General features: G+C 63.7%; 15 protein-coding genes and 1 tRNA gene. 7 read left to right on the top strand and 9 right to left on the bottom strand.

Going from position 1 to position 20,626, the window contains the following annotated elements; all coding sequences use genetic code 11:
- The first annotated feature begins 37 nt into the window (after nucleotides 1-37).
- From murI to ACLRDN_RS07620, 3 genes are all read left to right on the top strand, one after another.
- Nucleotides 38-931, top strand: coding sequence for a glutamate racemase (gene murI / locus ACLRDN_RS07630; RefSeq protein WP_413459641.1), 894 nt, complete (start codon nucleotides 38-40; stop codon nucleotides 929-931).
- Between the two features lie 137 nt (nucleotides 932-1,068).
- Nucleotides 1,069-1,144: transfer RNA gene (locus ACLRDN_RS07625), tRNA-His, on the top strand.
- Nucleotides 1,145-1,384: 240 nt separating this feature from the next.
- On the top strand, nucleotides 1,385-1,948 hold the full coding sequence (locus ACLRDN_RS07620; protein ID WP_413459640.1) for a hypothetical protein: 564 nt from the start codon (nucleotides 1,385-1,387) through the stop codon (nucleotides 1,946-1,948).
- A 32-nt stretch (nucleotides 1,949-1,980) separates the two neighbouring features.
- Here ACLRDN_RS07620 and ACLRDN_RS07615 read toward each other — a convergent pair whose 3' ends face one another.
- The 4 genes from ACLRDN_RS07615 to ACLRDN_RS07600 form a co-directional block, all read right to left on the bottom strand.
- Nucleotides 1,981-2,835, bottom strand: a complete 855-nt coding sequence (locus tag ACLRDN_RS07615; protein WP_413459639.1) for a hypothetical protein — start codon at nucleotides 2,833-2,835, stop codon at nucleotides 1,981-1,983.
- 5 nt (nucleotides 2,836-2,840) lie between these two features.
- Nucleotides 2,841-3,143, bottom strand: coding sequence for a helix-turn-helix domain-containing protein (locus ACLRDN_RS07610; protein WP_413459638.1), 303 nt, complete (start codon nucleotides 3,141-3,143; stop codon nucleotides 2,841-2,843).
- A 75-nt stretch (nucleotides 3,144-3,218) separates the two neighbouring features.
- Nucleotides 3,219-3,884 (bottom strand): response regulator transcription factor, encoded by a 666-nt coding sequence (locus ACLRDN_RS07605; protein ID WP_145607476.1) that lies wholly within the window; start codon nucleotides 3,882-3,884, stop codon nucleotides 3,219-3,221.
- 375 nt (nucleotides 3,885-4,259) lie between these two features.
- Nucleotides 4,260-5,069: a ferredoxin--NADP reductase gene (locus ACLRDN_RS07600; protein ID WP_413459637.1), complete on the bottom strand. Its 810-nt coding sequence runs from the start codon at nucleotides 5,067-5,069 to the stop codon at nucleotides 4,260-4,262.
- Nucleotides 5,070-5,407: 338 nt separating this feature from the next.
- Between ACLRDN_RS07600 and ACLRDN_RS07595 the strand changes: the two genes are divergently transcribed.
- The 4 genes from ACLRDN_RS07595 to ACLRDN_RS07580 all read left to right on the top strand — a co-directional run bounded on the left by ACLRDN_RS07595 (nucleotide 5,408) and on the right by ACLRDN_RS07580 (nucleotide 13,393).
- Nucleotides 5,408-7,183, top strand: a complete 1,776-nt coding sequence (locus ACLRDN_RS07595; protein ID WP_413459636.1) for an autotransporter assembly complex protein TamA — start codon at nucleotides 5,408-5,410, stop codon at nucleotides 7,181-7,183.
- A 55-nt stretch (nucleotides 7,184-7,238) separates the two neighbouring features.
- Complete coding sequence (locus tag ACLRDN_RS07590) at nucleotides 7,239-11,261, top strand: translocation/assembly module TamB domain-containing protein (protein WP_413459635.1); 4,023 nt, start codon at nucleotides 7,239-7,241, stop codon at nucleotides 11,259-11,261.
- A gap of 206 nt (nucleotides 11,262-11,467) precedes the next feature.
- Entirely contained in the window at nucleotides 11,468-13,027 is a 1,560-nt protein-coding gene (locus tag ACLRDN_RS07585; RefSeq protein ID WP_413459634.1) for a diguanylate cyclase, read from the top strand.
- Between the two features lie 3 nt (nucleotides 13,028-13,030).
- Nucleotides 13,031-13,393, top strand: a complete 363-nt coding sequence (locus ACLRDN_RS07580) for a hypothetical protein (RefSeq protein WP_413459633.1) — start codon at nucleotides 13,031-13,033, stop codon at nucleotides 13,391-13,393.
- A 5-nt stretch (nucleotides 13,394-13,398) separates the two neighbouring features.
- Here the strand turns inward: ACLRDN_RS07580 and ACLRDN_RS07575 are convergent, their stop codons facing one another.
- Genes ACLRDN_RS07575 through ACLRDN_RS07555 form a run of 5 tightly spaced genes read right to left on the bottom strand, consistent with a single transcriptional unit; the run spans nucleotide 13,399 to nucleotide 20,369 of the window.
- The gene (locus tag ACLRDN_RS07575) at nucleotides 13,399-14,868 is read right to left on the bottom strand and encodes an ABC transporter ATP-binding protein (protein WP_413459632.1); all 1,470 of its coding nucleotides are present in this window, start codon (nucleotides 14,866-14,868) and stop codon (nucleotides 13,399-13,401) included.
- Entirely contained in the window at nucleotides 14,865-15,692 is an 828-nt protein-coding gene (locus ACLRDN_RS07570; RefSeq protein ID WP_413459631.1) for an ABC transporter permease, read from the bottom strand. Before ACLRDN_RS07570 ends, ACLRDN_RS07575 begins: the two co-directional genes overlap by 4 nt.
- Entirely contained in the window at nucleotides 15,689-16,669 is a 981-nt protein-coding gene (locus ACLRDN_RS07565) for an ABC transporter permease (RefSeq protein WP_413459630.1), read from the bottom strand. The genes ACLRDN_RS07570 and ACLRDN_RS07565 overlap by 4 nt, the downstream gene beginning before the upstream one ends.
- On the bottom strand, nucleotides 16,660-18,240 hold the full coding sequence (locus ACLRDN_RS07560; RefSeq protein ID WP_413459629.1) for an ABC transporter substrate-binding protein: 1,581 nt from the start codon (nucleotides 18,238-18,240) through the stop codon (nucleotides 16,660-16,662). The genes ACLRDN_RS07565 and ACLRDN_RS07560 overlap by 10 nt, the downstream gene beginning before the upstream one ends.
- Nucleotides 18,241-18,251: 11 nt before the next feature.
- Nucleotides 18,252-20,369: a TonB-dependent siderophore receptor gene (locus ACLRDN_RS07555; protein WP_413459628.1), complete on the bottom strand. Its 2,118-nt coding sequence runs from the start codon at nucleotides 20,367-20,369 to the stop codon at nucleotides 18,252-18,254.
- Nucleotides 20,370-20,626: the final 257 nt, after the last annotated feature.

Genomic DNA, 20,626 nt, shown 5'->3' with positions numbered 1-20,626 from the left:
ACCAGGCCGACCCCGTTGCAGGAGCGCGCGCAGCACCATGAATGAAGCCGTCAAGCAGGTCAGTGCGCCTTCTGCCGCAGGGTCCGACAGCAGTAGCCCGATGCCGGCCGCAGCCAACGCTGCGGTCGGCATTTTCGATTCCGGCATCGGCGGCTTGTCGGTGCTGCGGCACATCCATGCTGCCCTGCCCCGCGAACAGCTGCTCTACTTCGCCGACTCCGTCTATGCCCCGTATGGCGACAAGACCGAAGCGCAGATCGTGGAGCGCTCGCTGGCCATTGCGTCCTTCCTGCTGGAACAAGGCGTCAAGGCTCTGGTGGTGGCCTGCAACACGGCCACGGCGGCGGCCATCCAGGCGATACGCGCGCGCTGGCCGCAACTGGTCGTGGTGGGCATCGAGCCCGGCCTCAAGCCTGCCGCCCAGCAAACCCGCAGCGGCACCGTCGGCGTGCTGGCCACCCGCAGCACGCTGGCCAGCCAGCGCTTTGCCTTGCTGCAGCAGCAGATGGAAGCCCAGTATCAGGTGCGCTACCTGCCCCAGGCGTGTGTGGGGCTGGTGGATCTGATCGAGAAAGGCGAACTGTTTTCGCCGGCCACGGTGCAACTGCTGGAGCGCTACCTGGGTCCGCTGCTGGAACAAGGAGCCGATACGCTGGTGCTGGGCTGCACCCACTATCCCTTCGTGCGTCCGGCCATCGAAAGCGTCTGCCAGCGACTGGCCGGGGGCGTTCCCGACATCATCGATACCGGCCAGGCCGTGACCCGGCAATTGCAGCGCCTGCTGGCCACCGAAGGCCTGCAAGCGCAAGCGGCCACCGGTTCGCTGGCGGGCTTCACCACGGCCAGCCGCTCGACGCTGGAACAGGCGTTCCGGGGACTGCTCAAGCTCGATCCGCCGGTACAGGCCTTGCAGCCGCAGGCGGGCGGTTGACGCAGTTCGATGAAGGTGCGGAAAGAAATTTCAGGGCAATTGCCAATTTGCATTGAAATATGTTGCCATTCCCTGCAAGTGTTTGTATAATCTTTTGCTTACTTGATGACGGACGCAAGTCTGTCTGACAGTCGACGGTGGCTGTAGCTCAGTTGGTAGAGTCCAGGATTGTGATTCCTGTCGTCGTGGGTTCGAGTCCCATCAGCCACCCCAAAGATTCAATCACAAAGCCCAGTTAAATGACTGGGCTTTGTCGTTTCCGTCCCTCAGGAAATTCGGGTGCCACCGCTGTGTCGCCCGATTCCGCCAACAGGCCCTGCGCCAGCCCCGTTCCCTCCTCTCCTCAACGCTGCCGCGCTTTCCGCAGGGCAACAAATTGGTTAAACTGCCGCGTGGCGCTTCCAGGCCAAGTCGAACCCGAACAGTCCTGCCGATCAACACGAGGAGATGAACATGATGTCCGATGAAACCCGGTTTCCCGATCTCTTGGCTCAGGCCAATCAACTGGAGTATGACGACGCCGACGGGGATGGCATCGAGTTCGAGCCCTATGATGAATTCCTTTCGACGGACGAGACCAAGCGTTGGTTTCAGTCCTGGACCGGCAACCCCACTGCCGACGCCTCATGCTTTCGCGTGTTTGGGCAGGATGGCACGGGCGGCTATGTGGCATTCTGGACGATCCGCCCCGACGCGGACTTGCTTGAACAGCCGGTAGTCTTCATGGGATCCGAAGGCCAAACTGCCGTGGTGGCGCGTAGCTTCCATGACTATCTCTGGCTTCTTGCAGCAGGACTGGGACCGTTGGAAGCGGCGTGTTTTCCGGAAGAGCCACGAATAGCTCAACCCAACTTGCGGAGTTCGCAAGCAAAAATGCGGCACCTGGTCGGACCGCATCTGACGTCATGGAAGATGCCAACAACGAATTCCCGACATTTCATCAATTCATCGAATCGCAGTGCCGATGAAGTCGCTGGTATTGATCAAGCCCAGGTAACTGGACATATTTTCAAATGAAAAAGCCACTCATCAATTGAGTGGCTTTCTTTTTACGTAGAACATTCAATGTCATTGAAAGCTCTGTTTTCAGGAAGCTGCTTGAAGTCAGACTTTAATTTTTTAAGCTTATCTTCCTGACCGGCTGCATCAATAAAATAATCGCCGGGCTCGTTAGTGTTACCTGACAAATTTCCATGATGCAGGTTAAATTCGCCAGTTAGATGGTATTTCTTCTTAATCGCAGCGACGATTTTTTCATCATTTGCCGGGTTTCCATACTTGTCATCAAGAGCGTAAAAATCTTGGTCTATCTTAATCTTCTCCGGTGTAGCAACTGACTTGTTTGTCGCATAGCTGATAAGCCATTGTTTATCGCCATTGGAAGTATTCATGGAGTGATTGGGATCAACACCATAGTCAATGCGAGTGAGCCATTTATATCCATTGGGTGTCCGCTTATTATCCAGCTCGCCCAAATCACTACGATAAATGGTCAGTTTCACATCAGTAGAAATTCCTAGCTTGCCGAGTTCTTTGGCTACTGCGATCCCCGTGGCTACCCAATCATTTGATTGGCCTCCTTCTATCTTGATGTCTGCATCAAGTACAGAAAAGCCATTTTTGAACAGATGATTATTAATAATTCTGCAAACCTTAAAAGGCAGAATTCTGCCAACCTTTTGATTGTCTGTTGGCTTCTCGCTGTCGTTCAATTTCGCTGATGTATTTGAATCACAGGCTAATAATATTGAGCTAAAAAATACTCCAATAACTACCTTGAACAGCCTATTTTTTTGCATAAATATTTCTCCATTTACTATCGATTTAATCCTATCAGCCAGCCACACTAAAGATTGATGCAAAAAGCCCGGTCCTCGAGACCGGGCTTTTTTTTCAGAGTCCACTGCTTTTACATGGAGACTTCAAGGCGGACCACAGCCTTGCTTCCGGTAGCCGCTGCATAGCGCGCCAGGGTTCGCATCGACGGCATGCTACGGCCGCTTTCCAAACGCGCGATGGCCGACTGCGACGTCTGCATCTTTTCTGCCAATTCCCGCTGACTCAGGCCCGCCCGCACACGCGCCCCGATCAACTCCTGCGCCAAGGCAAATTCGCCTGCCAACAGATCGTATTGCTCGCGGACCGCAACATTGGAGAGCAGTTGTTTCTTCAGCTCAATCAAATCAGGCATTTTCTGATTCTCTTCATTCATGGGGCAGGCAGCTTCTCCAATTTGCTATCTCGCCGCCAAGAAATCCGGCTCCCCGCGATCGCACTCAGGAAAACCTCAGTTGATCATCCCCGTCGAATACGCATACTTGATCAGTTCCGCATCCGTACTCAGGCCCAGCTTGCGCATGGCATTGTTCTTGTGGGTGCTGATGGTGCTGGGCGTACGGGAAAGACGCACGCAGATTTCCCCCAGCGACTGCCCTTCCACGAACAGGCGCACCACTTCCAGCTCGCTCTGGGTCAGCTCGCGCACCAGGCCGAAACCTTCACCCTGGGCCCAGCTCATCTCCAGCTCGCCACGCAGCGATACCGGGAAATACAGCTGCTTGCTGCTCTGGGTGGCCAGGCAGGCGTTGATCAGTTCATCGGTCTTTTCACGCTTGTTGATGACGGCGAACACCCCCATGCGATAGAGCCGCCGGATCACGGCACCATTGTTCATGGCCGTGTAGACGATCACCTTGGTCGACGGATGCTCGGTCTTGAGCCGCTTGACCAGCGCAAAGCCATCGGACTCGTCGCTGTCATCGGCCGGCATGGCGAAGTCGGTGATGACGATCTCGCAGGGCGAGCGCTTCAAGGCGCTGATCAACGCGTCGCCATTTTCAACCTCCAGGTCGATGCGGATTTCCGGCAGGCGCGCCAGCTCACCCCGAAGCGCTCCCAGCACGATGGGATGATCATCGGCTATGGCAACGTGCAGGACTTTCTTCAAATTCATGCTACCCCCAAATGGTTCAATTGACTGACAGGTGGCGATTCCGCGACATCAGTGCCCGCACTCATCCTCCCCCGGTTTGCCTCGACTTGCGGCCCTCGATTTGACTGCATCGATGTCGTCTCCCTGCCTCGGGCGATGCCGCTTCGGCATCGCAAAAACTTCCACCCCTAGGAGATAGAGAAAATCTGGAGAAAATAGAAAGAAAACCGCGTTTTTCCTTCGAAAAATCGAATTAATTCGAGGTGTCAATAGAAAACATTCGAGCCACAGCATTTAGTGGCGATATCTAAAAAATTATTTGCACCCCTACTCGTTATCTTGTGAAGTTCCCGCAAATTTCACAAGGGCTCAATCCGGCCTGCGGGCCGCACATCCTCACCAATAGTCCTCGGTCACGAACTGGCCACCCCCGGTGCGCCGCAATGGCGTCATGCCGCGTTCGCGCAGCAGTTCGCGCACCTCGGTGACCATATCGGGGTTGCCACAGGCCATGACGCGGCTGTGCTCCGGACTCAGGAGCAGGCCGCAGGCCTGTTCCAGGCGGCCTTCCTTGAGCAGGGTCGTGATGCGTCCGCCCAGCCAGCCGGGTTCAGCCGGCAGGCCGGTCTCCCGCGTCACGCAACGTAGCAGATGCAGGTGCGCCGGCCAGCCCTGCTCCCGGGCGTGTTGCTGCAGCCGGGAGAAGGTCTCGGCATAGGCCAGTTCCTCGCGCTGGCGCACGCCATGCACCACCACCAGGTCGGTGAAGCGCTGCCATACCTCGGGCTGCTGCAGGATGGAGAGATACGGCCCCAGCCCGGTACCGGTGGCCAGCATCCAGATCTGCTCGCCATCGACGAAGCGATCGGCGGTCATGAAGCCATAGCTCAGTTTTTCCACCCAGACGGCATCGCCCGGCTGGAGCTGGTTCAGGCGGGATGTGAATTTCCCTTCGGGGACGATGACGGCGTAGTACTCCAGGTAATCGTCCCCTTCAGCCGAGGTGATCGAATAGGCACGGGAGACCACCTCGCCATCGATCTCCAGCCCCAGGCGCGCGAACTGGCCGGGCGTGAAGCGATAGCCCGCCGGGCGCGTGGTGCGAAAGCTCAACAGCTTGTCGGTCCACCGGTGCAGCCACAGCAGGCGCTCGCACGTCGCCTTGTCGGAATACGCATCAATACTCACCATACCGGTACTGCTCACTGAATTCTCCTTCGATTTGCTGCCAGATTGCCCGTACGGCAAGTCCTGCCGGGGCATTACAATAGCGGGATGAACAAGATGGCGCGCAACACGGCGCTCCATCACGCAATGACGCAATGACGCAATGACGCAAGCGGCGAGCGAAGACCACGCGCAAAGGATGACATCCGGGACGACCTGGAAATGAAGCTCTCGCCGCCTGCACCGGCCAGGAACTATCCACGCTGCGCGCGGGTCAGGCCTGGGTGGCGTGCGCCGCCAGCCCTCATCCTACCCGACTTGCCCTGCGGCGCGTCAGGCCGGCCGCCTCAACCGACAACCGATGATGCAGTGAATCAATGACTTGGACCCGCAGCCTGGCCATCGCCTTTTTATTTTGCGCCGCCGACACCGCCCATGCCGCCTACAAGGTGCAGATCGACGCCCCCAAACCGGTGCAATCGCTGCTGAAGGATTTCCTCGATATTTCGCGCTACCAGGACCGCGACGACATCAGCGATGAGCAGCTCAAGTTCATGATGGATACCGTCGGCGACCAGGTGCGCGAACTGAGCTCCACCGAAGGATATTTCACCCCGGTTACCAACGTCAGTGCACAAACCGAGGCCGCAGCCGACGGCAAGCAAGCCGTGCGCCGCATCACCATCAGCGTGGACCCCGGCCCGCGCACTGAAATCAGTATGGCCGAGGTCAGCGTCACGGGCGTGGCCGCGCGGGACGACCAGGCAACGGTGGCGCGCATTCGCGAGGATTGGTCGCTGCCGGTGGGCCAGCCCTTCCGTCAGGAAGACTGGAACCGTGCAAAGAACGCCGGCCTGGAAAAACTGCAGCAAAAGAAATACGCCGCCGCCCGCATCGCCAGCTCCGAGGCGCGCGTCGATCCGGACGAACACCAGGCCGACCTCGCCGTGCGCTATGACAGCGGCCCGGCGTTCACATTGGGGCCCTTGCAGATCACCGGCACGCGGCGCTATCCGGAAAGCATCATCCGCAACGTCAATCCGCTCGCCGTGGGCGAACCCTATGACGTCAACCGCCTGCTGGCCCTGCAGCGGCAGATCCAGAACACGCCGTATTTTTCCAATGCCATCGTGGCCATCGATGACGATCCTGAGCACCCCGAGCAAACGCCGGTGAAGGTGCAGGTCACCGAATTCCCGGCCCAGCGCATCCGTACCGGGGTGGGCTACAGCACCGATACCGGCGCGCAGCTGGAGGGCCGCTATTCGCACTACAACGTCTTCAACAAGGCCTACGTCTTCGACAGCCAGTTGCGGCTGGAGCAGAAGCGGCAATATGGCGTGCTGTCGCTGGCCATGCCGCCGGATGAAAAAGCCTTCGTCAACAGCATCAACACCTCCTACGACCGCACCAAGCTCGAAGGCATCGACCTGCGCAGCCAGCAGGTCGGTTTCAAGCGTGCGCGCAACAGCGAAAACTACGACACCACCTACTCGCTCACCTACTACCGCGACGAGCTGAGCCAGGAAGATGGCAGCACCCTGCCCGCCAACACCGTCGTCACCCCCGGCAAGCACCGCGCCCTCGTTCCTGGCTTTGCCTGGTCACGCCGCAATGTGGATGACCCGATCTTCCCGCGTAAAGGCAACCTGCTGACGCTGGAAGCCGGCTTCGCCCTCAAGGGCTTGCTGACCGACCAGAGCTTCTCGCGCCTGTATGGCCGCTTCAAGCAGTTCGTGCCGGTTGGCCGGCGCGACATCGTGGTGCTGCGCGCCGAACTGGGCGGGGTCTTCACGGCAGGCAGCGCCGGTGCGGTGCCGCCCTCGCTGCTGTTCCGTACCGGCGGCAATGACTCGGTGCGCGGCTACAGCTACCAGAGCATCGGCAACGAGCAGAACGGCACCGTCTATCCGACCAAGTACCTGGCCGTGGGCAGCTCGGAATACCAGCGCTGGTTCAGCGAGAACTGGGGCGCGGCCGTGTTTTACGACGTGGGAGCGGCGGCCGACAACTGGAACAACAAGACTTTCTATCACGGGGTCGGCACCGGCGCGCGCTGGCGCAGTCCGGTCGGCACGCTCAACCTGGACCTGGCCTATGGCATCCAGAAGCGCCAGATCCGGCCGCACATTTCGCTGGGCATCGCTTTCTAGCGTGGCCTGCACCGTGCCTGACTCACCATGAACTGAATCCGAATCACCACCGAGCATGAGCGAACCGCAACACGATCCGCAGCAAGCCCCCTCCGCACCGCCGCCGCGCCGTCGCGCCAGCCGCGTCCGCCGCATCGCCGCGTTGAGCGGCGGCACCGTGGCCGTGCTGGTGCTGGCCGCCGCCGGTGCCGTCCTGTATGCCACCCAGACCGAGAGCGGCGCACGCCTGCTCTGGAATACCGCCGTCAAGACGCTCGACGGCAAGCTCTCAGGCCAATTGCTCGGCGGCACCGTCGCTGATGGCCTGCGCCTGCGCGACCTGCATTACCAGGACGAGAAGCGCATCCTCGACATCGACAGCGTGGACGCCCGCTGGCACCTGTCCCTGCCGGGCCGCAAGTTCAGCATCGATTTCCTGCGCGTGGGCAAGGTGCGCCTGAACCAGCAACCCTCGCCGTCCGAGCCGAGCAGCATGCCCAGTTCGCTGGAGATACCGCTGGCGTTGGACATCGGCGAGATCAGCCTGGCCAGCCTCAGCCTGACCCAAGGCACCTCCACCACCGAACTCTCCAAGCTGAAATTGCACGGCAGCTCCGACGGCGTGCAGCACACGCTGGTGCTCGACAGTCTCACCACGCCCTTCGGTGACACCACCGCCCTGCTGCACCTGAACGGCAAGCAGCCCTTCGCCATCGGGGGTGGGCTGGAACTGGCCGGCGCTTACCAATACGGCGAGAACAAGGAGCAATACCAGCTGGCGGCACAACTGTCGGGCTCGCTGCGGGAACTGGGCATTGCCCTGACTGCCGGCGGCGACAAGCTCAAGGGCCAGGCCGATATCGTCGCCACGCCCTTTGCCAGCGTGCCGCTCAAGCGCGCCAAGGTGGACCTGCAACACCTCAATCCGCAAGCCTTCAACGCCGCCGCACCGGCCGCCGACCTGAACCTGCGCGCCGACCTGGCGCCCCCGGCTGGCCTGGCCGCCGACGCACCGCTGCAAGTCGCCGGCCGCGTAGAGATCGACAACGCCCGTCCCGGCAGCCTCGACCAGCAACGCCTGCCGCTGCTCTCAGCCAGCGCCGACCTGACACTGGACCTGCAGCAGCAAACCCTGTCGCGGCTGGAGATCCGCCTGCCGCAGCAAGCGCGCATCGAAGGCAGCGGCCAGTTCCGTCCTGGCAGCAGCGAGCCGGGCAAGCAGGAACCGCTGTCCGGGCAATTCAAGCTGCGCGTGAGCGAACTCGACCTGAACCAGCTGCATCACCAGGTGCGCCCCACCCGGCTCTCCGGCCCGGTGGATCTCACGCTGGCGCCCGACGCCCAGCAACTCCTGCTGACCCTGCAGGACAGCACGCTCAAGCTGCACGTGGATAGCGTGATCGGCAAGGACCGCGTGCAACTACGGGAGGCCTCGCTCACTGCCGGCAAGTCGCGCCTGGAAACCTCGGGCACGCTGCAGACCGTCGATGCCATGGATTACGCCTTCAAGGGCCGGCTGGTGGACTTCGATCCGACCGCCGTGCTGCAGGCAGTGATGCCGCCCGCAAGTAATGGCAAGGGCCGCAAACGCACTGCCGTTGCGGCTTCCAAGCCCATCCCGGCGCGCATCAACATGGACTTCAATGCCGCTGGTGCGCTCTCGCCTGAACTGAAACTGAAGCTGGGCTTCCGCATCCACGACAGCACCTACGACGCCCTGCCCATGAGCGGCCAGGGCGACATCAACCTGGCCGGCATGCGCCTCTTGCCCAGCCGCGCCAATGTGCAGATTGCCGGCAATACGCTGGATCTGGACGGCAGCTTCGGCGCCGCCCGCGACAAGCTCAAGTTCAAGGTCGACGCGCCGCAACTGGCGCGCCTGGGTTATGGCCTGGGCGGGCTGTTGCGGGTGGACGGCATCCTCAGCGGCACGCGCGAACGCCCCAACCTGCTGGCCAGTTTCCAGGCCGAGCAACTGGCCTTCGGCCCGCACAAGCTGCATCACCTGTCCGGCCAGAGCGAGTTGCACAGCAACCTGGCTGCCGGCGTGGCTTCGCCCGACAACCGCCTGGCCCTGAGCCTTGAAGGCGATGGCTACAGCGGCCCGCAAGCCGAACTGGCGCGCCTGTCGCTCAAACTCGATGGCACCTATGCCAGCCATACGCTGGCCCTGCAAGCCAAGGGCAAGCTGGCCGACCAGGTACTGGACCTGAACCTGGCCGCGCACGGGAAAGTCACCGAAAAGACCCGTGGCAACTATGGCTGGGCCGGCAGTCTCGACCAGTTCAGCAACCAGGGCTTGCCGCGCATCGCCATGGCCAGTCCGCTCACGCTGGACGCCTCGGCCGAGGGCATCGAGGCCGGCAGCACCCGCATCGAGATCGACCGCATGGCGCTCGACCTGAAGCGCCTGTCCTATCGCCAGGGCCGTCTGGCTTCGGCCGGCCAGGTGCGCGCGCTGGACGTGGGCCGGGTGCTGGAACTGGTCCAGCAGTTCACCGGTACGCCGCCCCCGGTCAAGACCGACCTGGTGCTGGACAGCGACTGGGACTTCAGCCTGGCCGAGACCGCCAGCGGCACCCTGCAGATTGCGCGCAAGTCGGGCGACGTGCGGGTCACCACCAGCGTCGGTGAAGCGGCGCTGGGCTTGTCCGAACTGCAGCTGCGCGGCCAGTTCCAGGGGGAGCGCATGAACGTCAGCGGCCGCATCAACGCCGCCCGCATCGGCACGCTCGAGCTCGGTGGAGACGTCGGCCTGCGCCGGGTGGATGCGCTGCTGGCGCTGGCCGCCGAGTCGCCGTTGAACCTGAAGGCCAGTCTCGATGTGCCCGAACTCAAGCGGGTGGGCGACCTGATCGGCCCGCAAGTGAGCCTCAACGGCAAGCTGGCCGCCAACCTCAACGCCGGCGGCACGCTGGCGCAACCGCGTCTTTCCGGCGCCATCAATGGCGACAACCTGGCCGTGACCGAGTTCGACCAGGGCATCCAGTTGAAGGAAGGCATCGTGCGCATCGTCATGGACAGCAACGTGATCGATCTGCGCCAGATCGAATTCCATGGCGGGCGCGGCACCCTGCGTGCCGGCGGCAAGATCCAGCTGGGCGCCGACAATCCCGACCTCAACGCTACCCTCACGGCCGACCACCTGGAACTGTTCGCCAGCCCGGACCGCCAGTTGATGCTCTCCGGTGAAGGCAAGATCAGCAACGTCAACGAGCAGTTGCGGGTCGATGGCAAGTTCACCGTGGACCATGCCCTCTTCGACCTGCCCAAGAGCAGCGCGCCCAAGCTGGGCGACGACGTGGTCATCGTCAGCCGCAGCGGCAAGAACCGCGTAGGTGCGGCCGCCTCTTCACAACAGAAACTGGAAGCGGCCACCGAAAAACCGGCCAGCAAGTTCGCCCCGCTCATCAACCTGGCACTCGACCTGGGCAATGACTTCCGCTTCCGTGGCAGTGGCGCTGACCTGCTTTTGCGGGGCGACATGAACGTTCGTAGCGAACCGCTCTTGCCGCTGCGCGCGACCGGCACCATCAACGTCGCCGAGGGCAGCTATGAAGCTTTTGGCACGAAACTCAATATCGAGCGCGGCATCATCAACTTCCAGGGGCCGATTGCCAATCCCAACATCAACATCCTGGCCATGCGGCGCAACCAGGACGTCGAGGCCGGGGTATCGGTCACCGGCAACGCCAACCAGCCGCGCGTGCAACTGGTGTCCGAACCCAACGTGCCGGATGACGAAAAGCTGTCCTGGATGATGTTCGGCCACGGCACCGACAGTTCCAGCATCGGCCAGCGTTCTGCCAGCAGCCAGGCGCTGGCGCTGGTAGGCAACATGGGCGGCAAGCGCATTGCCAAGGACTTCGGGCTGGACCAGTTCAGCATCGGCTCCAGCGAATCGGGGCTGACCGATGAACAGGTGGTCAACCTGGGCAAGGCCATCACCGAGAAGATCACGCTGGGCTATGAGCAAAGCCTGCAGGGTGCGGCCAGCGTGGCCAAGGCCACCTGGCAGATCTCGCGGCGCTGGTCGGTGGTGGCACGGGCGGGGACCATCAATGGCCTCAACATCCTGTTCAGCCGCCGCTACGACTGAAGCACAAAACACGCGCGATGCCGGCAGGCAATGGCGCCAGGGCTTGCGCGCCTGGTGCCGAGCTTGCCCTTGCGAGGGGGGAATTCTGTTAATCTCCACACAAGTTCAGGACATCCCTGATAGACGCGCCCAAGAGCTGACATAACAATGCAACAGGGCAACAAAGGCGCCGGGGGGCAAAGCCGTTTCCGGGGGAAAGCGACAACATGCCAGAACATAGAATTCAGCGCGCATCCAGGACAGCCAAGCTGTTCGTGGTCGTGGTCTGTCTCATCATCGTGGTGCTGGAGGCCTGGTCGGCCTGGCGGGCCTATGAGGTGGCCGGGGACGAGGCCATTCGCAACGCCTCCAACATGGCCCTGGCCCTGACCCAGCATGCCGACCAGTCCTTCAAGGAAATCGACGTGGTGCTGCTGGGCATCCAGGAGCACATGGAATATGACGGCCCCGGCGTAGCGGGTCGCCAGCGTACGCACGACTTCATGGTGGCCTCGGTGGCGGCCGTGCCGCAGCTGGCCAGCCTGTCGGTGTACGACGAAGCGGGCCTGTCCATCGGCACCTCGCAGTCCACGCTGGAACATCGCTACATCCAGGATGACTACTTCGTGCACCACCAGCGCGTGCGCAGCGACCTGGCCTACATCGGCAAGCCCATGCGCAGCCGTACCACCGGCCAGTGGATCGTGACCATGAGCCGGCGCGTGAACCATGCCGACGGCAGCTTTGCCGGGGTCGTGGTGGCCGACGTGGATCTGTCGCACTTCCAGCGCTACTACGAACAATTTGCCATCGGCCGTGATGGCGCCATCCTGTTCGGCCTCACCGAAGGCAGCCTGATCTATCGCCAGCCGCTGCTGAGCGATTCGATCGGACTGGACCTCTCCAAGTCGGTGCTGCTGACCCAATACCTGAGCCGGGCGGATCAGGGCAGCTTCGAGATGCGTTCCTTGCGCGACGACATCGTGCGCCTGACCAGCTTCCAGCGCTGCAACCTCTATCCCCTCTTCGTGGCAGTGGCCCTGTCCAAGGATGACGTGCTGGAAGACTGGACACGGCGCGTCTGGATCCGTGGCGTGGCAGTGATGCTGCTGCTGGTCATCATCGGCTTTGGCGGCAACCGGCTGGTGGCGCAAGTGGCCGGGCGCGAAAATGCCGAACTGGAAGCCATCACGGCCCGTACCGAACTGGAGCGGCTCTATCGCACCCTGGAGGCGCAGTCGCAGAAGGATGGCCTGACCGACGTCTTCAACCGCCGCTACTTCGATGCCGCCCTGACGGCCGAGCTGGCGCGCCTGAACCGTTCCGGCGAATCGCTCTCGCTGATCATGGTGGATGTGGACCACTTCAAACGCTACAACGATACCTACGGCCATGCCGCCGGCGACATCTGCCTCAAGCAAGTGGCTGCCGCCCTCAACGGCGTGGCGCGCCGCCAGGGCGACATCGTGGCGCGCTACGGCGGCGAGGAATTCGCGCTGATCCTGCCCAACTGCAATGCCGCCAGTGCCAATGCGATTTCCAACCGCCTGGTGCAGGCGGTGCGTGCGTTGGATATCCCGCATGAAGGCAGCTCGGTGGGCCACGTCACCATCAGCGTGGGCGCGGCCAGCCTGGCCAGCGGCAAGGGCGCGCAGGTCGATGCCCGCGAACTGATCGATACCGCCGATGCGGCCCTCTATCGCGCCAAGGAGCAGGGGCGCGACCGCGCCATCCAGCACGACTATCCACGCTTGTCCGTCATCCCCGACTATCCTGGCCTGAGGTGAACGATGCGCTGCCTGATCCGCTACCAGCTGCGCGACGAAGAAACGCCAGCCCACCATGAATTCAGCACCGAAGCGTCGGACGCCGAGCAGGTCATCCTGCACCTGACCGAATTCCTGCATCCGGAAGTGGTCTTTGAATTCCTGCCGCTAGGGCCAGGCCAGCAGGACAGCATCCCGCAACTGCGCGCCCGCATGGCGCATGCACGCGATTACCTGGAACAGTATTGCGGGCTCAAAAGCCTGTCCTACATGCTGCTGCCGGAGGGGGCCAGTTCGGCCCAGGGTAAATGGACCAGCGTGCTGCTGGGGGGCCAGCTCTCGGCGGTCGGCTTCAGCCACGAAGACAGCCAGGCAGCCGGCCCCTGAACCGCTCAGGCCGGTTCGTGCGCCGGCCCCAGCAGCAGGCGCCGGTCCGCCACGCACCGCACGATATCCACGTCATGGGTCACCAGCAGCACCGCGCTGCCTGCTTGCCTGGCGTGTTCCACCAGCAGCGCCATGACCTCCTGCTGCGTGAGCGGATCCAGGCGCGAAGTCGGCTCATCGGCAAAGATGAGGGCCGGACGCATGAGCAGCACGCGCGCCAGCGCAATGCGCTGCAACTCGCCGCCCGAGACCTGGCGCGGCAAGCGCTCCAGCAGGGCCAGCGAGACGCGCATGCGCGCCAGCAAGCTTTCCAGCTGCTGCCAGTCCAGCCCATGCAATCGCACCAGATCGCGCAGCGATTGACGCAGCGTGACGGCGGGCGCGAAGGCCGCTGCAGGATCCTGGTAGATCTTCTGGAAGGCGGTGCGGGACAGCCCGGCGCCACGCTTCACCTGCCCTGCATCGGGCGCCAGCAGGCCCAGCACGATATTGCCGAAGGTCGTCTTGCCGGCCCCGCTGGGCCCGCTGACGGCCACGATTTCGCCGGCATGCAGGCGGGTGCTGATGCCGCTGAAGAGCTGCTGCTGGCCGAAGGATTTGGCCACATCGCTGACCTCAACGACCACCGGCGACGGCGGGCTGGCCACCGCTTGCGCCCTTGGCTGCGCCCAGCATGCCGGATCAGCCTCCAGCAGCTTGCGCGTATAGGCATGGCGAGGCTGGGCCAGCAGCACATCGGCCGGGCCGCGCTCGACCATGCGGCCCTCCAGCATCACGGCCAACTCTCCGCCCAAGGCACGCGCCAGCCATACATCGTGGGTGATGCACAGCAGGCTCATGCCCTGCTGCTGCGCCGTCTGCAGCAAGGCCAGTACCTCGCCGCGCCGGTCGGCATCCAGCCCCTTGGTCGGTTCATCGATGATCAACAAGGGCGCACCGGCCGCATGCGTGGCCAGGAAGGCCACGCGCTGGGCCATGCCGCCCGAGATCATGAAGGGATACTTGTCGGCCGCATCCGCCAGCCCAAGGCTGGCCAGTGCCTGCGCGGCCAAGGTGTGCGCTTCTTTGCGTGCGGCGCGCAGGCTCTCGTCCTGGGTATCGGCGGCGGGATGGCTGACCAGTTCATAGGTTTCGGCCACCTGGCGCGCCACTTTCATGGTCGGGTCCAGCGCCAGCCAGGGTTCCTGCGGCAGGAGCGCAATGCGCCGTCCCCAGCCGCGCTGGCGCAGGGCGGCATCGGCCGCATCACTGCGCTCACCATTGATCTCGATCTGGCCGCTGCTGCGCAGGCTGGCCGGCAGATTGCCCATGATGGCCTGGGCCAGCAGCGACTTGCCCGAACCGCTCTCGCCCAGCAGGGTCATCACCCCGCCGCGCGCAATGGAAAAATCGATGCCCTGCACCAGCGCGCTCTGGCCGTGCCAGACGGACAGGTCCTGCACGCGCAACGCCGCATGGTCGGAAAGTGTGTTCATGCCTGCCCCTTCTGCGGTGACAACAACAGCAAACCCAGCAAGGTGAGGAACAGTACCCCTACCGGCGCACCCAGCAGCCATGGCGCCTCGCGGTAATAGGGCAGCAATTCGATCATCATCACGCCCAGTTCCGGCGTGGGCGGCTGCAAGCCGACGCCGACGAAACCCAGTGCCGACATCGCCAGCACCGCCCCCGCCAGCCCGAAGCGCATCAGCGTGAACAGGCGCGGCAGCAGCGCCGGCAGCAGGTGGCGCCGCACGATGTAGCCGGGACCGAAGCCCAGCAAGCGCGAGGCTTCCACCTGCGGGCTGGCCAGCAGGATGCGGCTGGCCGCCCGCACCACGCGGAAATACTCCACCCACAAGGCCAGCGAAATGCCGACATAGAGCGGCCAGAACCCGCCCGGCGCAAACGCCGCCAGCAACAGCACCAGCAGCAGGCCCGGCAAGGCCAGCACGGCGTCCGCGAAGGCCGCCAGCACGCGCTCGATCCAGCCGCCGCACCAGGCCGCCAGCAAACCGATGAGCACGCCCGGAATGGCTGCCGAGAGCACGCTCACCACCGCCAGCGACAGGGACAGCCGGGTGCCATGGAGCAGTCGCGCCAGCATGTCGCGGCCCAACTGGTCATAGCCCAGCGGATGGTCCAGGCTGGGCGCTTCCAGAAAGCGCGCCAGTTGCTGGCGCGCCGGATCGGCATCGATCAGCAAGGGCCCCAGCCAGGCGAACAGCACGATCAGCACCAGCAGCAGCCCGCCTGCGATCTGTGCGCAGCTCCGGCGCCGCGCCTCGGGCTCAAGCAAATAATCGGAAGACAGGCTCATGGTTGGCGACGCGGATCGATGAAGGCGCAGGCGGCATCGACCAGCGCGTTGAAGAGAACGAAGAGCAAACCCAGCACCAGCGCCGTGCCCTGGATCATCGGCACGTCCCGCCCGAAGATGGCATGCACCAGCGCGTGGCCGATGCCCGGCCAGGCGAAGATGGTTTCCACCAGCACCACGCCTTCGACCAGCATCACCAGCTGCACGCCCAGGTAGGCCGTGACAGGTGCAGCCACGTTGCGCACGCCATGGCGCAGCAAGGCCTGCGCGGGCGTGAGCCCCTTGGTCAGCGCAAAAGCGAAATACTCCGAGCCCCGCACCTGCACCATCGCATCGCGCGCCACCCGGCAGGACACCGCCGCCAGCCCCAAGGCCAGCGTCAGTGCCGGCAGCAGGATGCCGCCGTGGTCGGTGTGCCCGGCCGCCGGCAAGGCGCCCAATTGCACCGAGAACAGCAGCACCAGCACCAGTCCCAGCAGGAAAGACGGCAAGGCCCGCAACAACACCGACACGGCCAGCGTGGCGCGGTCCAGCCAGCCACCGGGATGCAGCCCCGCCAGCACGCCCAGGGTCGGGCCGATCAGCAGCGACAGCACCATCGCCAGGAAAGACAGGCGCAGCGTGGGGCCGAGCTGATGCGTGATTTCCACCAGCACCGGCAGCGCCGTCACTTGCGACACGCCCAGGTCCAGATGCAGCAGGCGGCTCCACCACTGGCTCAAGGCCATGAACCAGGGTTGATCCAGGCCCAGCTCGGCGCGCACGGCCAGGGCCGCTTCCGTGGTCACCATGTCGTAGCCATAGCGGCCGGCGGCGATGCGATAGGCCATGTCGCCGGGCAGCAGGCGCGTCATGAAGAAGCACAGCGTGCCGACCAAGAGCGCCACCAGCGCCGCTTGCAGCAGGCGCTGGCCCAGGGCGCTGGCCAGTTGCCGGCGCGTGGCCGGAGGTAAGCTCAGGAGGCGGGTCAGGTCCATTGCAGGGAAGCGATGCGGTAACTACGTTCAAAGGGATCGATGCTGGCACCGCGCAGGCGGCGGCTGACGGCGCAGGTCTGGCGATACCAGACCACCGGGATTACCGGCAACTGCTCTTGCAGCACCGCCACGATGCGCGCGCGTTCGGCGCGGCCGCTGTCGGTGCTGCCGGCCGGCATGGCCGCCAGACGGGCCAGCAAGGCCGGCACTTCCTCATTGCGCCAGCCCATGGCGCCCCAGTCGCCGCCCTGCGGGCCGAAATCCTGCAGGAGACTGGCCACCGGGTCGGGCAGGTTGCCGTAATTGCGCGCGGCCAGCGCCAGCTGCAACTGGCCGCTGCGATGGCCGGCGGGAATGTCGCTGGAATTGCCGATGGTGACGCGCACCGCAATGCCGATCTGGCGCATCTCTTCCTGCAGGGCCGTGGCGATCAGCGGCAGCTCGGGACGATCGACGAAGGTGGTCAGCGCCAGTTCCAGCCTCTGGCCATCCTTCCAGCGCGTGCCATCGGCACTGAGACGCCAGCCGGCTTCTTCCAGCAGGCGGCGCGCCTGCTTCAGATCGGTATGCAGGGGCGCCAGGCGAGTGTCATGCCAGCGCGCCAGCGACGGCGGCAGCAATTGCGTGGCCCCCAGGTCAGCATCGCGCAGCAGGGCACGCGCGATGCCCTCGCGCTCGATGCACAGGGAGATGGCGCGGCGCACCCGCACATCGGCCAGGAAGGGATGGCCGGCGTTGAGCTTGAGGATGGTCGTGCGCGGCAGCATGGCCGACAGCAGCACGGCACGGGGACTGTCCTGCAGCGCGCGGATGCTGGGCGGATCCAGCGAGAAGGCCAGGTCGGCCTGCCCGCTCTGGACCAGCAGCGTGCGCGTTTCCGCGCGCGAGACGCTGATGTAGCGGGCCCGCTGCACTGCCCTGCCCGGCGCGGCCTCCACCCGTTCGACATCAAACTGCTGCGGCAGGCTGATCGACTTGATGCGAAACGGCCCCGTACCGAGAATGGCGACCACATTGCCCCGCGCATCGAAACTGGCCGGGGCCAGGATCTGGGTGGAGTAATGCGTGAGCAGGTAAGGCAGCGGACCAAAGGGCTGGCGCAGGGACAGTACCAGTTCACTTTGCTGTACAGCCATGCCGGTGATCCCTGCCAGTTGCAGTACACCTGGCCGGACAGCGGCGCGCTGCAGGCAGGCCAGGATGCTGGCGGGCGTGACTTCGCTGCCATCGTGGTAGCGCCGTGCACGTGCCAGCGCAAAGCGCCATTGCAGGCCATCGGCGCTGACCTGCCAGCTCGTGGCCAGGCCCGGTTGCAACTGGCCGGCATCATCGACCTCCAGCAGGGTCTGCACGACCTCCATGCGGGCAAACATGTAGCCGGAGCGCGAAGGGTCGAGCCCGGTCATCTCCCACGGGCCGACCACGGTCAGGACATCGCTGCCTGCCTGGGTGATGGCATGGGAATGGGGCCCGGCCGCGTCATCGCCATGCGCCCAGGCCAGCGGCCAGGGGGTGGCTGCCAGCAGCGCCAGCAAGGCGCGCCTGCGTGGCGCGGGGGGTGGACAAGCCAAGTGGCGCTCCTTCAGAACTTGACGTTGAGCGCCAGCGTGGCGGTACGCTCATCGCCCGGCATGATCCACACATTGCTGTAGGAGCTGCTGTAATAACGCTTGTTGAAGAGGTTGTTCACGTCCAGCGACAGCTTCATCTTGGGCGTGAACTGCCAGTAAGCCAGGGCACGCGCCGTCACGTAGGCGGGCAGCTTGAAACTGCCGGCCTGGTCACCGGTACGGTTGCCCACGTAGTTCAGGCCACCACCGATACCGTAGGGCGAGCCACTTGCGGACGCATCTTCAAACACCGCCAGTACACTTCCCGATACACGCGGCACGTTGATCAGCCGCGAACCCACCGCCAGGGTGTTGTCCTTGCTGACGTAGGCGTCGGTATAAGCCAGGTTGCCGGTGAGCCGCCAGTGGTGGCCCAGGCGTGCATTGGCATCGAGTTCCACGCCCTTGCTGCGCACTTCGCCGGCGGCAATCGAGAAGGACGCATTGGCCGGATCGGTGGTCAGCACGTTCTGCTTGGTGATGTCGAAGACGGCCAGCGTGGCGCCGCTGCGCTGGTCCTCGCTCTGGAACTTCAGGCCGATTTCGGCGGCGCGCGAGGTCTCGGGGTTGAAGGCATTGCCGCTGACATCGCTGCCGCTGTTGGGACGGAAGGATTTGCTGGCGCTGACGTAGGCTGACCACGCAGGCGTGAACAGGTAGGTCAGGCCCAGGCGCGGGGAATAGGCGGTCTTGTCCTGGCGGGTGGTGGCCCCGGTGCGCAGGTTGTTGAGTGTGGAGCGGAAGCCGTCGGCACGCAGGCCGGCCAGCAATTTCCAGCGATCGCCGAGACTGACCTGGTCCTGCAGGTAGAGCGCGGTACTGATCTGGCGTTCGCTGGTATCGGTGTTGGGCGCGGGCGTAGGCTGCGGCTGGCCGTAGACCGGGTTGTAGATGTTGACTGCGTAGGGTGCAACGCCGCTAGGGTTCACCCGCAGCATGCGCTGATCCAGCGTCAGCCAGTCCACTTCCGTGCCCACCAGCACTTCATGCTGTATGCCCCCGGTCTGCAGCTTGCCGCCCAGTTCCGCCTGCAGCGACGTGTCGTGCCAGCTGTAATCGCGGTAGCGGCGCTGGCGGCGCAGGGTGGCGTTGTCGGCCTGCAGGGCCGTGGCTTCGGTGGAGTAGCCATCCAGCGTGCCATCCTTGTGGAATACGCCGGTGCGCAGATGCCAGTTGTCGTCCAGGCGATGCTCCAGCGTCAGCAGGTGGTTGGCGTTCTGCATCTTGATGTCGCCGTCGCGCGGCTCGCCCAGGAAGCGCGAGACCGGCAGCACGCCCAGATTGCCGTTGACGGCCACGATGCCGCGATCCAGCGGGGCCTTCTGGCGCAGGTATTCGCCTTCATAGTTCAGGATGGTGCGCTCGCTGAGCACCCAGGTAAAAGCTGGTGCCAGAAATTCGCGGTCGCTGCTGACGTTGTCACGGAAGCTGTTCTTGTGCTCCAGGGCCGCGTTGAGGCGATACGCCACCTCGCTGTTGAGCGCACCGGTGGAGTCGACCGCGCTGCGGTAGCCGCCCCGGCTGTCCACTGACAGATCCAGCGAATTGGCCGCCTTGAACTGCGGCTTCTTGGTGACCACGTTGATGGTGCCGCCCGGCTCGCTGTTGCCATACAGCGCTGCGGCCGGCCCCTTGAGGAAATCGATGCTCTCGACGTTGGCGGTATCGCGCGGGGGCGCATAGCCGCGATTGGAGGCAAAACCATTCCAGAGAATATTCATGCCGCCATTCTCGCTGCCGGAAAATCCACGGATCGAGTAGTTGTCCCACAGCCCGCCGAAGTTGTTCTGCCTGGCCACGCCGCTGACGTACAGCAGCACATCATCCAGGCGCGTGGCACCCAGGTCATCCATCAATTGGCGCGAGACCACCTGCACTGACTGCGGCAGTTCCTGCAGCGGGGTCTCGGTACGGGTGGCGCTGGAAGTGGTGCTCTGGCGGTATTGCTGGCGTTCACCGGCGCCGGTGACCACTACCTGCCCCAGGCCCTTGTCGGCGCTGGCGTCGTTATCAGCGCTCCAGGCCAGTTGCTGGCTCTGGCCCATGGCGAGTGCGCCCAGCACGGCCGCCCGCAGTGCGGTCATTTTCATCTTTTCCCTTGTGATGTCGTTGTGCTGCGGCTGGGTACGTGGCTGCCTGACCGCGATGGAGTGACCGTCGTGCGCGGTCAGGGCGGGATTCTAATGCAACTTTGTTGCAATTATCAAGAAGAATGGATCGCATTCAGGACGCGAGTCCGTCTTGCGCAGACAAAATGTTGGCCGCAGGAGATGGGGCCAGCAGTGTATCGGCACAAACGAGCCGGCGGGTGCGACATATTGCCGCACCCGCCGGAGGTCTTACAAAC

The organism is Herbaspirillum huttiense (assembly GCF_047300815.1).
GTDB classification, from domain to species: Bacteria; Pseudomonadota; Gammaproteobacteria; order Burkholderiales; family Burkholderiaceae_D; genus Herbaspirillum; species Herbaspirillum huttiense_A.
This window is presented reverse-complemented; position numbering and strand designations above follow the sequence as displayed.